Source organism: Microbacterium sp. C7(2022) (genome assembly GCF_028823665.1).
GTDB lineage: Bacteria > Actinomycetota > Actinomycetes > Actinomycetales > Microbacteriaceae > Microbacterium.
In genome coordinates this window covers 268349-281884 of the sequence record NZ_JAPEHV010000006.1, presented here as the reverse complement: position 1 = coordinate 281884, position 13536 = coordinate 268349, and the positions used below count along the sequence as shown (strand labels likewise).

The 13536-nt window shown below is 68.1% G+C and carries 11 protein-coding genes; 7 read left to right on the top strand and 4 right to left on the bottom strand.

Going from position 1 to position 13536, the window contains the following annotated elements; translation table 11 throughout:
* The first annotated feature begins 42 nt into the window (after positions 1-42).
* Positions 43-2904 (top strand): glycosyltransferase, encoded by a 2862-nt coding sequence (locus ON062_RS11695; protein ID WP_274647314.1) that lies wholly within the window; start codon positions 43-45, stop codon positions 2902-2904.
* Positions 2901-4319 carry a DUF5719 family protein gene (locus tag ON062_RS11690; protein WP_274647313.1) on the top strand — a complete coding sequence of 473 codons (1419 nt, stop codon included), beginning with the start codon at positions 2901-2903 and terminating at the stop codon, positions 4317-4319. The genes ON062_RS11695 and ON062_RS11690 overlap by 4 nt, the downstream gene beginning before the upstream one ends.
* A gap of 10 nt (positions 4320-4329) precedes the next feature.
* Here ON062_RS11690 and ON062_RS11685 read toward each other — a convergent pair whose 3' ends face one another.
* Positions 4330-4770, bottom strand: a complete 441-nt coding sequence (locus ON062_RS11685; protein WP_274647312.1) for a metallopeptidase family protein — start codon at positions 4768-4770, stop codon at positions 4330-4332.
* 76 nt (positions 4771-4846) lie between these two features.
* Here ON062_RS11685 and ON062_RS11680 point away from each other — a divergent pair, with 76 nt between their 5' ends.
* Both ON062_RS11680 and ahcY read left to right on the top strand, forming a co-directional pair.
* Complete coding sequence (locus ON062_RS11680) at positions 4847-5053, top strand: DUF3499 family protein (protein ID WP_274647311.1); 207 nt, start codon at positions 4847-4849, stop codon at positions 5051-5053.
* A 41-nt stretch (positions 5054-5094) separates the two neighbouring features.
* Complete coding sequence (gene ahcY, locus ON062_RS11675) at positions 5095-6570, top strand: adenosylhomocysteinase (RefSeq protein ID WP_274647310.1); 1476 nt, start codon at positions 5095-5097, stop codon at positions 6568-6570.
* On the opposite strand, the gene ON062_RS11670 is transcribed toward ahcY, so the two are convergent.
* On the bottom strand, positions 6564-7421 hold the full coding sequence (locus ON062_RS11670; RefSeq protein WP_274647309.1) for an RDD family protein: 858 nt from the start codon (positions 7419-7421) through the stop codon (positions 6564-6566). The genes ahcY and ON062_RS11670 overlap by 7 nt on opposite strands.
* Before the next feature lie 16 nt (positions 7422-7437).
* Here ON062_RS11670 and ON062_RS11665 point away from each other — a divergent pair, with 16 nt between their 5' ends.
* From ON062_RS11665 to katG, 3 genes are all read left to right on the top strand, one after another.
* Entirely contained in the window at positions 7438-8433 is a 996-nt protein-coding gene (locus ON062_RS11665; protein ID WP_274647308.1) for a stage II sporulation protein M, read from the top strand.
* 65 nt (positions 8434-8498) lie between these two features.
* Positions 8499-8948, top strand: a complete 450-nt coding sequence (locus tag ON062_RS11660; protein ID WP_274647307.1) for a Fur family transcriptional regulator — start codon at positions 8499-8501, stop codon at positions 8946-8948.
* A gap of 36 nt (positions 8949-8984) precedes the next feature.
* The gene (gene katG / locus ON062_RS11655; protein ID WP_274647306.1) at positions 8985-11258 is read left to right on the top strand and encodes a catalase/peroxidase HPI; all 2274 of its coding nucleotides are present in this window, start codon (positions 8985-8987) and stop codon (positions 11256-11258) included.
* A gap of 77 nt (positions 11259-11335) precedes the next feature.
* On the opposite strand, the gene aqpZ is transcribed toward katG, so the two are convergent.
* Both aqpZ and ON062_RS11645 read right to left on the bottom strand, forming a co-directional pair.
* Positions 11336-12124 carry an aquaporin Z gene (gene aqpZ, locus ON062_RS11650; RefSeq protein ID WP_274647305.1) on the bottom strand — a complete coding sequence of 263 codons (789 nt, stop codon included), beginning with the start codon at positions 12122-12124 and terminating at the stop codon, positions 11336-11338.
* A 107-nt stretch (positions 12125-12231) separates the two neighbouring features.
* Positions 12232-13533, bottom strand: a complete 1302-nt coding sequence (locus tag ON062_RS11645; protein WP_274647304.1) for a DUF58 domain-containing protein — start codon at positions 13531-13533, stop codon at positions 12232-12234.
* Positions 13534-13536 lie beyond the last annotated feature (3 nt).

Below are 13536 nucleotides of genomic sequence, written 5' to 3'. Positions count from 1 at the left end.
CACATGGGTCCGCGCCAGCGGTGCGCTTAGTCTGACCTGGTCATGCCCGCCCGAGTCCACGCCGTCATTGTTGTGCGACCGGACGGCCGCACCCCGGCCGCCCTGCACGTGCGGCGAACGCTCAGTGCCCTCCGCGCGCAGCGTACGCCCGTTGCGCGAACGACCATCGTCACGTGCTTCGGGGAAGACGCCGAGGTCGCAGCCGCGCTGGACGAGTTCCGCGTCGACGAGGTGGTTTCTTTGCCCGCATCCACCGGGTACGCCACCGCGGTCGACGCGGCCGTCGAGGCGGCACCGACCACTGACGACGCGCTCTGGCTCCTCGCCCAGGACACTGCTCCCGACGTAGACGCGCTCACTCATCTGAGTGAGGCGTTGGAGCGCTCGCCGTCCGTGGCATTCGTCGCGCCCAAGCTGGTGCGCTGGAACGACCGTTCGCGCTTCGTCTCGATGGGGGTCAGCATGACACGCTGGGGCGCCACCGTGGACTATGCGGCGGGGCAGTTGGACCAGGGTCAGCACGACGCGCACGAAGACGTGATGGGGGCCGACGTGCGAGGCCTGCTCGTCCGCGTCTCGGCGTGGCGCGAGCTCGAGGGTCTCGACCCTGCACTGCTGGGGGCGGATCAGGGTCTCGACCTCGGTGTGCGCGCGCGCCTGGCAGGCGGTCGCGTCGCGGTGGCACCGCGCGCGTGCGTGGCGACGTCCGGCGACGGTGTCGCCGGTGTTCCCGCGCCGCTGAGCGCTGCGCGGCGTCAGCGAGCGGCACTCATCACCCGCACCGCGCAGCTGCATCGCCGTTTGGCGTACGCCCGGGTGTACATCGCGCCGTTGGTGTGGCTGTCGATCCTGCCCCTGGCCGTGTGGCGCACCGTCCTGCTGCTGTTCCGCAAGCAGCCGTTGCTGATCGGTCCCGAGTGGGCCGCGTCCTTCATTGCGATCGGTCGCCCGTTTGCGCTGATCCGTTCGCGACGCCGCCTGAAAGCGGTCAAGCGCGTGCCCTGGTCGCAGCTCACGCCGCTGCGCGTGACCGGCTCGCAATTGCGCAGTGCGTTCGGTGTGGACGAACACGGAGATACGCCGGGCGGTGCGGTGCGCACGGAGCTCCGGTTCTTTGCCGGAGGGGGTGCATGGCTCGTCCTCGGGGCACTCATCACCTCGCTCGCGGCGTTCCCCGCGCTCTTGGCGTGGCCGGTCCTCGGCGGCGGCGCGTTGCAACCTCTGCGCTCGACCGTAGAACGATTGTGGTCGGATGCCGCCTATGGGCAGCGCAACCTTGGGTGGGATCTCGTTGCCCCGGCGGATCCGTTCTCGTCGCTGATCGCTCTGGTCGGTTCGGCGACCCCGTGGAGCCCATCACAGGCCATCGTCGCCCTGTGGATCCTCGCGCTCCCGCTCGCCGCGTTGGGTGGCTGGTTCGCCGCGACGCGGGTCACCGAGCGTGCGGGCCTGCGCATTGTGGGCGGCACCCTCTGGGCGCTGACACCGACTTTTCTGGTGGCTTTGGTCGACGGGCGGCCGACAGCCGTGCTGACCCACCTTCTGCTGCCTTGGCTCTTCTATGCGGCGTCGGTCGCGCATCGCTCGTGGGCGGCTGCGGGAGCGGCATCCGTGCTCCTCGTGGGCGTGCTTGCCGCGTCGCCATCGGTCGGTCCCGCTGTCGTTGTGATCTGGCTTGGCGTGCTGATCTTGGTGCTGGCGGCACGCAACGGGCGCGGCACCTCACGTCTGATCTGGCTGCTGGTACCGACGGCCGTTTTCTTCGCACCGCTCATCTGGCATGCCATCGCGGTGGGCGACGGATGGGCGCTCATCGCGGACCCGGGAGTCGTGTGGGCGGGACCCCAGGTCGAGCCCACCGCGTCGGGCCGCGCGCTGCTGGCAGCCGGGATTCCGACGGACGATATCGCCGGATGGGTGGGGTTCCTCTCTGGTGCTCCGAGTTGGTGGGTTCCCTTGCTCGCGGCGCCCCTCGCGCTCGTGGCGTTGGCGGCGCCGCTCACCCAGCGCTGGGCGGCCGGCATTCTGTTGCTCGGCGTCGCCGCAACGGGCCTCGCGACCGCGTTCGCGGCGGTCGGGGTGGCGGTGCAGTTCACGCAGTCCGAGACGGTGGCGCTCTGGCCGGGGTCCGGGCTGAGCCTGGCATGGCTGGCGGCGATCGGCGCGGCGCTGGTCACCGTGGACGCGGGCGTGGCGCCGCGTGGCAACATCGTGCGCGCAAGTGTGGCCGCGGTCGTCGTGGTGGGGATCGCGGTCCTGGCGATTCCTTCGCTCACGGCGCTCGCCCGCGGCGTGGCGACCATCGATCGGGGCGATGCTTCGACGCTGCCGGCCTACGTCGCCGTCGAAGGGGATGACGACCCCGACGTGGGCACCGTGATTCTGTCGCCTCAAGACGACGGGGGTCTCGCGGCGACATTCGTCTGGGGCGGCAGCGAGACACTGGGCGGGCAGTCGACCGTCGCCGACACGCGCACGGCACTCGGGCCCGATGACGTGCGGATCGGTGGACTGGCGGCAGACCTCGTGACATCGGGCGACAACGCGCCCGTCGAAGATCTCGCCGACCACGGCATCAGCTTCGTGCTCCTGGCGCCGGGCTCAGACGATGAGGCCCCGGCGGCCCGCACGATGCGCCTCGAAGCGGCGACGGCGCTCAACCAACGAGAGAGTCTCGAAGCCGTCGGAGAGACCGAAAAAGGCCTGCTGTGGCGCGTGTCGATTCCCGTGGCGGAGCGCTCGCCGGAGTCCGCGGACGTGACGCGTATCGCGGGTGTAATCATGGCGCTGCAGATCGGTGTTTTGGGCATCGCCTTGTTGCTGGCCGTGCCGACCTCGGTGACGCGGCGCGAGGCGCGCCGACTGCCGCGTGTCGTCGGACCGTATTGGCAGGAGGGTCGATGAGCGACAAGCGGATGTTCCGATTCGCCGGCACGAGCACACGCATGCTCGCCGGAAGCATCGTCTCGATCCTCGCCGTCGTCGCCGTGGCGACTGCGGTGACTCTGCCGTGGCCGGCGATCACCCACGAGCCGGTGTCGGTCAGCGCTCGACCGGCTCCCGCACCGACCTTGGTGGCGTGTACCGGAGGATTGCTTGCTCTCGGGTCGGATGCCGAGGACGCCGCAGGTCTTGCCCTGGCGGCGCGCCAGAATGTGACGGTCGGAGTGGGGGAGGGTGATCCCGAGCCGGAGGAAGTGCGGCTGGAGTCGTCGGCCGCCGTGGGGAACAACGGTCCGTCGGCGTGGACTGCTCCGCCTCAGGATCGCGTGCGTACGGACGTCGCGGCTTCGGGTTCGTCCACGGTGAGTGGGAGCGACCTGCGCGGGTATGCCGCGTCCGCGTGCCGACCACCACTCCTGGAGTCATGGCTCGTCGGCGGCTCAGCGTCTACGGGCGCGGCCGACCTCGTTCTGGTGAGTAACCCGGGTGAGGTCGCGGCGACGGTCGATATCGCCGTATTCGGCGCCGAGGGCATGGTCTCGCCGCCCGGCGGGACTCAGCAGGTGATCCCCGCGGGCAGTCAGCGTGTGTTTCCTCTCGCCGGGCTCCTCCTCGGCGAAGAGAGCCCCGTGATCCGGGTGACGGCTACCGGTGCTCCCGTGCTCGCATCATTGCAGGCGAGCATCACCCGCACGCTCGTCGCCGGGGGTGTGGATCAGGTCGACGCGATCGCGCAGCCGTCCCGCGAACAGGTGATCGTCGGTGTTCCGGTCGCAGCGCGGGGTGGCGATGTGGATGCGACGGAGAGCACCAGCATCCTGCGCGTGCTTTCACCGAGCGCGGACACGACTGCGTCGATCACCGTTTCCCGCACGGGTAGTACCGAGCCAGCCACTGTGATCGCTGAGGTCCCGCTCCCGGCAGGTGTGCCCGCCGCGATCGATCTCGGTGCCCTCCCCGCGGCCGTCTACTCCGTGAGCGTGGTGGCAGAGGACCCTGTGGTCGCAGCCCTGTGGCAGTCGACGGGATCGACCGTGAGCGACGACTTCGCCTGGTTCACATCCGCGCCGGAGGTATCTACGCCGACTCTCTTCGCGTCGCCGGCAGGTCCCGCGCCGGTGCTCACGCTCGTCAATGACTCCGAGAACGCCGCGGATGTCATTCTCACCTCGACAGATGAGACCTATCGCCTCGAAGTGAGAGTCGGCGCGGGGCAGAGCACATCCGTCAGGCTGACGTCACGCACCGTGTACCAGCTCGACCCTGGCACGGGGGCTGTCCGCGCGAGCCTGTCCATGTCGGGCGACGGTGCACTCGCGGGGTTCCCGGTGTGGGGGGCGGATGCCGCGGCGCGGCCTATCACGGTGTACCCGTGACAACTACCTCTTAGGAGAACCGAAAGCGCTCGGGCCCGAGATCCCACGGGTCGCGATCGAGATACTCGGCGGCGGCGCGGAACACGCACCCCTCGATCATCATGCGTCGGTGAAGATCGTCATTTCGGTGCAGGTGACTGAGGCGCTCGATCGGGAGCCGGTACAGGATGATGCGACGGGCATCGCGCAACACCGTCCACCGGGGGATGCCCTTCTCATCGCTCGCCTGCGGCATATCGGCGACCTCGAAGCGGACTTCGCGCAGTTCCGGCCACGCCGACCGAAGGAACTCGGCGGAGGTACCCACGGCAAGATCAAAGCGCTCCATGCGCGTTTCCAAGGGAGGCAACGGCGGGCGGACCACCGGACTGCGACCGATGCGGCCATGCCGGCCGTGTCGGTCAGGGCGTCGTGCCGGTGCCGCCGACCCTCGTGTGCGTCGCCAGGCCATGGCTCCATCCTAGGCGCGCGTCCGGCGGCGGCGCGGCATACCTGAGTGAAGGCTGAAAGCGACTAGCCTGGACCCGATGCGCCAGAGACTGTGTTCCAAGGTGGGCTGTGCCCGCGAAGCGGTGACGACCCTCACCTACGACTACACCGACCAGATGGCGGCGTTGGGACCCCTTGGTCTGGAAGTCAACCCGCACGCCCACGACCTGTGCGCGATCCACACCGAACGCTTGTCGGTGCCTCGCGGGTGGACCGTCGTTCGGCACGAGACGCTCCGCGTCTGAGGTCGGTGCATCCGGCAGGTGCCGGGTGGGAGAATAGGGGAATGCCGAACACTTCAGCCCCCGTGGCATCCGCACGCCTGATCGACTACGAGATCGCCGACATTGCGCTCGCCGAGGCGGGTCGGCACCAGTTGCGTCTGGCCGAGAACGAGATGCCGGGGCTGATGGCGCTCCGCGAAGAGTACGGCGAAAGTCAGCCGCTGAAGGGCGCGCGCATCGCGGGCTCGCTACACATGACGGTGCAGACGGCGGTGCTGATCGAGACGCTGGTGGCGCTCGGCGCGCAGGTGCGCTGGGCGAGCTGCAACATCTTCTCGACCCAGGACGAGGCGGCCGCTGCCGTCGTCGTCGGCCCCACCGGGACGGTGGATGCTCCCGCTGGCGTGCCCGTTTTCGCGTGGAAGGGTGAAACGCTCGAAGAGTACTGGCGCCTCGCCGACCGCATCTTCGATTGGTCACGCGAAGGTTTCGACGGCCCGAACATGATCCTCGATGACGGCGGGGATGCGACCCTCCTCGTGCACAAGGGCGTCGAGTTCGAGCGCGAGGGCGCGGTTCCGGATGCCGCACCCGGCGACCCGGAAGAGTACGCCATCATCCTCGAAACCCTGCGTGCGAGCATCGCGAACGACGCGCAGCGGTTCACACGCATGGCCGCGGGTCTGCTCGGCGTCACAGAAGAGACGACGACCGGTGTGCACCGGCTGTACGAGTTGGCCGAGGCGGGGGAGTTGCTCTTCCCGGCGATCAACGTGAACGACTCGGTCACCAAGAGCAAGTTCGACAACAAGTACGGCATCCGCCACTCGCTTCCCGATGGCATCAACCGCGCCACCGACGTTCTCATGGGTGGAAAGGTCGCCTTCGTCTGTGGTTACGGTGACGTCGGTAAGGGCGCCGCCGAAGCGCTGCGGGGGCAGGGTGCTCGTGTGATCGTGAGTGAAGTGGATCCGATCTGCGCACTCCAGGCGGCCATGGACGGCTATCAGGTTGCACGGCTGACCGATGTGGCAGACACCGTCGACATTCTGATCACCGGCACCGGAAACAAGGATGTCGTCACGGTCGACGACATGCTCGCGCTCAAGCACCTGGCCATCGTCGGCAACGTGGGGCACTTCGACAACGAGATCGACATGGCGGGGCTGGCTGCGCTGGCGGGCGTCGAGAAGGTCGAGATCAAGCCGCAGGTGCACGAATGGCGGATGCCCACGGGGCGCAGCGTGCTCGTGCTCAGCGAAGGGCGTCTGCTCAACCTGGGCAATGCCACCGGGCATCCGTCATTCGTGATGAGTGCGTCGTTTACGAATCAGGTGCTCGCCCAGATCGAGCTGTACGTGAAGCCCGACGAATATCCGACCGGCGTCTACGTGTTGCCCAAGCACCTGGACGAGAAGGTCGCCCGACTGCACCTGGACGCCCTAGGCGTACAGCTCACGCAGCTGAGCGAGGACCAGGCGGCGTACATCGGTGTGCCGGTGGAGGGGCCGTACAAGCTCGAGCACTACCGCTACTGAGGCGGTCTGTGCGGCACTGAATCAGAGTGCGGCGTCGTCGCTGCCCCCACCAGGGAGGCGACGCGCGCGTTCTCGAGTTCGATCGCCCGGATCTCGCGTGCCCTACGAACGGCGGCCACGGCTCGGAGGAACGTCTCAGGGTCGGCGTCGGGCACGGGGGAGACGAACTCGGACGCCTCGTGTGCGAGCGAAGTCGCGAGGCGACTGCGCGCGGGAGCTTCGAGCTTGTCGGCGGAGCGAGTGAACTGTGCGATGCGTCTGGACAACCGGTCAGGGAGCCGTCCCACATCGGCGACGTTCGCCCAGTGAACGAGCGGTGCGGGGACTCCGCTCGGCGCCGGCGGGAGGGCTGGAGTGCGCGTGCGTTCGGAGTACGTGCCGGCCAAGAGGTCCCCGAGCCGCTGCGATCGCGGCGTGAACGCGCCGACGAGTGCCGCGATCGCGCCGAAGGTGAACCACAACTCTAGGACGCCGACGAGTGCGCGAATGAACGCGTGGCGGAAGCCCGCCGCGCCTCCATCGACGCGCACGATGCGCCCGCCCACCGCGAGTCGGCCGAGGCTGCGCCCCCGCGTCGCAGTCTCGATGGTTGTCGGCGCAACGACCATCACGAGTACCGCGATCACGATCGTGACAATGGGGATCACATCGGCCCCGATCAGCCCGAGCGTGCCGAGCCAGGTCGTTGCCAGCACGAATGCCAGGATGACGATGATGCTCGCCAGCATGTCGATGATGACGCCGAGCGCCCGCATGAAGAAGCCGAGCGGCTGCACGTCGAGGGCGACGGCCTCACCGGTGAGGATCTCGTCTTGATGCACGTGGGTGATCGTCGTTTCGGCGCCCGGCATGCGTACAGTTAACCGCATGGACCCCGACGCCCTGGCGGCTGCACGCCGCGCCGAGTGGGAGCGGCTCGATGAACTGAGTCGTGCGCATCGGCTGTCGGGTCGCGAGATCGACGAACTCGTGGTGCGGTACCGGGCTGCCGCGGCTGATCTCGCCGAGGTCAAGACTGTCGCCGGGCGTGATCGCGTGGCCGATCACATCTCGACGATGCTCGCGCGTGCGCGCCTCCGGCTTACGGGCGCCTCGGAGAACGTGCTGCGTCATGTGCCGCGATTCTTCGTCGATCAACTCCCGGCGGCGCTGTATCGCGTGCGGTGGACGACGCTGATCATCGCGATTGCTTTCGTAGCTATCGGTGCGCTGGTGGCGTTCTGGATCTCGGGTGACCCCGCGCTCGTGGCGAGCCTTGGATCGCAAGCACAGCTGGAGCAATACGCGCAGAACGACTTCACCAACTACTACAGCGAGAACCCGGCGGCTGTGTTCGCGGGAACCGTGTGGACGAACAACGCGTGGATCGCGGCGCAGTGCGTCCTCTTCGGGGTCACGGGCATTTGGCCGCTCATGGTGTTGGTCCAGAACGCGGTGGGCGTGGGAACGGCGGCGGCCGTGATGCTCGCGTTCGACCGCGGTGATGTTTTTCTGCTGTACATCCTGCCGCACGGCTTTCTCGAGCTGACGTCGATCTTCGTCGCCGGCGCGGCCGGACTGCAGATCTTCTGGGCGTGGGTCGCTCCTGGCCCGCGTAAGCGCTCGGCTGCCCTCGCACACGCGGGAAGGTCGCTCGGCACGATCGCGATCGGGCTGGTGATCGCGCTTGCAGTCGCCGGGCTCGTCGAAGGCTTCGTCACGCCGCAGCCGTGGCCCTGGCCGCTGAAGCTCGGTATCGGCGCGGGTGCGCTGGCGCTGTTTCTGGCGTACATGCTCGTTCTCGGTCGGCGCGCGCACCGGCGTGGCGAAACCGGAGATCTCGACGAGTGGTCCGCGGGCACGCCGACGCTGGTGGCCGGGTAGGCGCGGCATCCACTCTCCCTGCACGCGCTCTTTTGAATGAATCAAAAGTGGCATATGATGGAGTCATGACGTCGACCGCGGATCTTGGGCCATTCGAGCCCGCCGCACTCATCCGGAACTCGGGGCTACGCGTCACGGATTCACGCTCTGCCGTCGTGGACGCCTTGCGCGTCAAGCCGCATTCGAGCGCGGAGGATCTGTACCGCGTTGTCGCGCTGTCTTTGCCGCAGACGAGCCTCCAGTCGGTCTATAACGCGCTCAGCGACTTCGTCGATGCGGGCCTCGCCCGACGCATAGAACCCGCCGGGATGCCGCGACTGTATGAGCTGCGGGTGAGTGACAACCATCACCACCTCGTGTGCACCAGGTGCGGCGCCGTCGAGGATGTTGACTGCGCCGTCGGTGGTGCGCCGTGCCTCGAGCCGTCACAGGGTCATGGCTACGTGGTGCAGACGGCCGAAGTCACCTTCTGGGGCGTCTGCCCCGCGTGCGCTGATGACGTACCCCTTGCGTGAGATCACTCCTATCCACTGCTGTCAGAAAGGAAGAACATGACTGAGAACGAGTCCTTGAACGGGGTCGGCGGCGAGACCGAGGTCGACCAGGCTGTCACCGTCACCGACGAGCCCGACGCCGCGGGTGGCTGCCCGGTCGTCCACACGTCGCAGCCCCACCCCACGGCAGGCAACGCGAACCGCGTGTGGTGGCCCAACCAGCTGAACCTCAAGATCCTGGCGAAGAACCCCGCCGTCGCGAACCCACTGGGCGAGGAGTTCGACTACGCGGCGGCGTTCGAGGCGCTCGACCTCGCTGCGGTGAAGGCAGACATCGCCGAGGTACTCACCACCTCTCAGGACTGGTGGCCCGCAGACTTCGGTAACTACGGTCCGCTGATGATCCGCATGGCCTGGCACAGCGCAGGCACGTACCGCGTCACCGACGGTCGTGGCGGCGGTGGTGCTGGCCAGCAGCGCTTCGCGCCGCTGAACAGCTGGCCCGACAACGTCAACCTCGACAAGGCCCGCCGCCTGCTGTGGCCGGTCAAGAAGAAGTACGGCCAGAGCATCTCGTGGGCGGATCTCATGATCCTCGCCGGTAACGTCGCGCTCGAGTCGATGGGCTTTGAGACGTTCGGCTTCGCCGGTGGTCGCCCTGACGTCTGGGAGCCGGACGATGACGTGTACTGGGGCGGCGAGACCGAGTGGATGGGGAGCGATCAGCGCTTCATCGAAGGCAGTGACCGCAAGCTGCGTGGCAACTTGGGTGCGACGCACATGGGGCTCATCTATGTGAACCCCGAGGGCCCCGAGGGCAAGCCCGACCCGCTGCTTGCCGCACACGACATCCGTGAGACGTTCGGCCGCATGGCGATGAACGACGAGGAGACAGTCGCGCTGATCGCCGGTGGTCACACCTTCGGCAAGACGCACGGTGCGGCATCCGACACGCACGTCGGCGACAACCCTGAGGCTGCCGGTCTCGAGGAGCAGGGTCTCGGATGGAAGAGCTCGCACGCATCGGGCAAGGGGGACGACACGATCACCTCGGGCCTTGAAGTGACGTGGACCTACCACCCGACCCGCTGGGACAACGAGTTCTTCCACATCCTGTTCGCCTACGAGTGGGAGCTCTTCCAGAGCCCCGCTGGTGCACACCAGTGGCGGCCGAAGAACGGTGCCGGCGCCGACCTGGTCCCGCTCGCGCACTCGGACGGTCGTCGCGAGCCGCGCATGCTGACCACCGACCTGGCGCTGCGCTTCGACCCGGTGTACGGGCCGATCTCGAAGAAATTCGCCGAAGACCCGGACGCGTTCGCCGACGCGTTCGCGCGCGCATGGTTCAAGCTCACGCACCGCGACATGGGCCCCATCGAGCGCTACCTCGGCCCCGAGGTTCCGAGCGAACCGCTCATCTGGCAGGACCGCGTGCCGGCCGTCGACCACGAGCTGATCGATGACGCTGACGCAGCGGCGTTGAAGGCACAGATCCTCGACAGCGAACTCACCGTCTCTGAGCTGGTCGCGACCACGTGGGCGGCGGCGTCGTCGTTCCGCGGTAGCGACAAGCGCGGGGGCATCAACGGTGCACGCATCGCCCTCGCACCCCAGAAGGACTGGGAAGTCAACAACCCCGCCCAGCTGGCGAAGGTGCTCGACGTTCTGCGCGGCGTGAAGGCGTCGTTCGACGAGGGCCGCACCGACGGCAAGAAGGTGTCGCTCGCGGACCTCATCGTGCTTGCCGGTAACGCCGCGGTTGAGAAGGCTGCGGCGGATGCCGGTGTGCCGGCCGAGGTCGTGTTCCACCCGGGACGCACCGACGCCACGGCTGAGCAGACGGATGCTGACTCGTTCGCCTGCCTTGAGCCGGTCGCCGACGGCTTCCGCAACTACTACGGCCCGCTGGCTGAACTGCCCGCGGAGTACCTGCTGCTCGATAAGGCGAACCTGCTCACGCTGTCGGCTCCCGAAATGACGGTGCTGATCGGCGGGCTGCGTGTGCTCGGAGCCAACTACGACGGTTCGGCGTACGGCGTGTTCACCGATCGCGCGGGCGTTCTCACGAACGACTTCTTCGTCAACCTGCTTGATCTGGGCACGACCTGGAAGCCGCTCGACCCGGGCTCGCACGCGTTCATGGGTACGAAGGACGGTTCGGGCGACAAGGTGGGTGTCGGCACGCGCTCCGATCTCGTCTTCGCGTCGAACTCCGAGCTTCGCGCTGTGGCCGAGGTCTACGCCAGCGACGACGCGCACGAGAAGTTCGTGCGTGACTTCGTGGCCGCGTGGGGCAAGGTGACCGAACTGGATCGCTTCGACCTGCGCTGAGCGCGACCCCGCGTGTTGTAGAAGAACGGCCTGCCCCCATGGGGGCAGGCCGTTCTTCGTTGGTCGATGACGGAGCGTCAGGGCTCGACGCGTGCAGTCTCCTCTGCCGGCGGTGCCGGTGTCTTTTCGAGAAGCGCCCGGTGCAGCAGACCCGCGATCAGGCCACCCACGATCGGGAACACGATGAACACCCACAGTTGGGCGAGGGGCTCGGCGCCGCCGTAGATCGCGGCGGCGATCGAGCGTGCCGGGTTCACCGAGGTGTTGTCGATCGGAATCGAGATGAGGTGGATAAGCGTCAACGTGAGGCCGATCGCGAGCGGCGCAAGAAGTGCGTTTCCGCGAGTCGGGTGCGTAACGCCGAGGATGATCATGACGAAGATGGCGGTCAGCAGGATCTCGGCGACAATCGCGGCGCCCAGCCCGAATCCACCGGGCGAGCTCTCACCGAACCCGTTCGAGGCGAACCCGCCGTTCTGCGCGCTCGAAAGCCAGCCCTCGGGGCCGAACGTACCGATGAGGACGATCAGCGTCGTCGCCACGACGCCACCGATCACCTGCGCGATGATGTAGCCGATCGTGTCCTTCCAGGGGAAGCGACCCGAGGCTGCCAAGCCGAGAGTGATAGCGGGGTTGAAGTGCCCGCCCGATACGGGGCCCCACGCGTACGCGCCGACGACAACGGTCAGACCGAAGGCGAGTGCCACGCCGACGAACCCGACGCCGAGCGGATTGGCGGGGTCGTCATAGGGGAATGCGGATGCGAACAGCGCGGTGCCGACGCCTCCGAAGACGAGCAACAGCGTTCCAAGAGCCTCGGCGACGAGCTTCGTCGCCATTTTCGGCTCGGTGGTGGTATCCGACATGGCGGACTCCTTTCCTCGACGCGAGCGTAGCGCGCCTTACAGCGCATACTCAGGAACGCGCGCGTGTGTCCCCGTGCTCATGCCGTCGTAGCGAGAGAAAACCCAGGTCAGAGCCGTCCGGCCGCCTTCAGTGCGAGATAGCGATCGGCGATCCTCGGGGGCAGCGCGTCGGGATGATCCACGATGGCTTCGGCGCCCGCACGTGCGATCGCGGCGGCGACGATCTCCGCGTCGTGCGCGCTGCGCGCGTAGGCAGCCTCTCGATAGACGTCCTCGGCGCTGGCGCGCGGGGGCGTGCTCGCCGGATGGTCTGTCGCCGTGCCGATCACCACCGTGGCGCGTCGCGCAAGGGCGGGCAGGGATCCCAGAAAGCCGCGCGCGGCATCCACCGCATCCTGCGCAGTGAGGACCACGATCAGGTTGGGGCGCGACGTGAGGCTGCGCGCCGCGCCGAAGGCCGCATCCCAATCGGTGTCGATCAGTTGAGGCTCGACCGGTGCCATCGCGTCGACCATGGCGGGCAGAAGGCCCGGACCGTCCACGCGGGTCACGCGCGCGCGCATTACGCGATCGAACATCATCAGGTGCACATGATCGCCCGCACGTTGCGCGAGCGCGGCGAGGAGCAGCGACGCCTCCATCGCGGCATCCAGCCGGACACCGTCACCGACGCGCGCGGCTGACGTGCGCCCGGTGTCGATAATGATGACGACGTGTCGATCGCGTTCTGGTCGCCACGTGCGCAGCATGGTGGTGCTCGATCGTGCGGTGGCGCGCCAGTCAATCGAGCGGACGTCATCACCGCGCACGTACTCGCGCAGGCTGTCGAACTCGGTGCCTTGTCCGCGTACCTGCACGCTCGTGCTCCCGTCGAGCTCGCGCAAGCGCGCGAGGCGCGAAGGCAAGTGCCTGCGAGCGGTGAACGGCGGGAGCACGCGGATCGCGCCGGGGGAGTCGATGCGGCCCTGGCGGCCCGCCAGTCCCCACGGCCCTGCGGACCGCACGATGACGTATTCGCTGCGCAGCTCGCCGCGGCGGCGTGGGAGCAAGGGGACGCGGACGACCCGGGATTCACCCGGAGGGATCACCACCGCATGGCGCGTTCCGTCGGCGCCGGCGGTCGGTTGCCAGGCGTCCCGCACGAGGCCGCGGATCGTGCGTTCGCCCGTGTTCCGCACGCGCATTTCTGCGGCGACCGCCCGCCCCAGCGCGACGCGCCCCGGTATCGTACGGGTGATGGTGAGGCGACGCGGATCTGCCGCGAGCGCGGCATCCGTCCCCGCGACCGCGACGCACACGACGATCCACACCAGGGTCGCCAACCACGGGGCGACGCCAGCCGTGGTGAGGAGCACCACGGGCACCGCCCCGAGGGCGACCAGGAGCGGCAGTCGGCCGGTGACGTACATCTG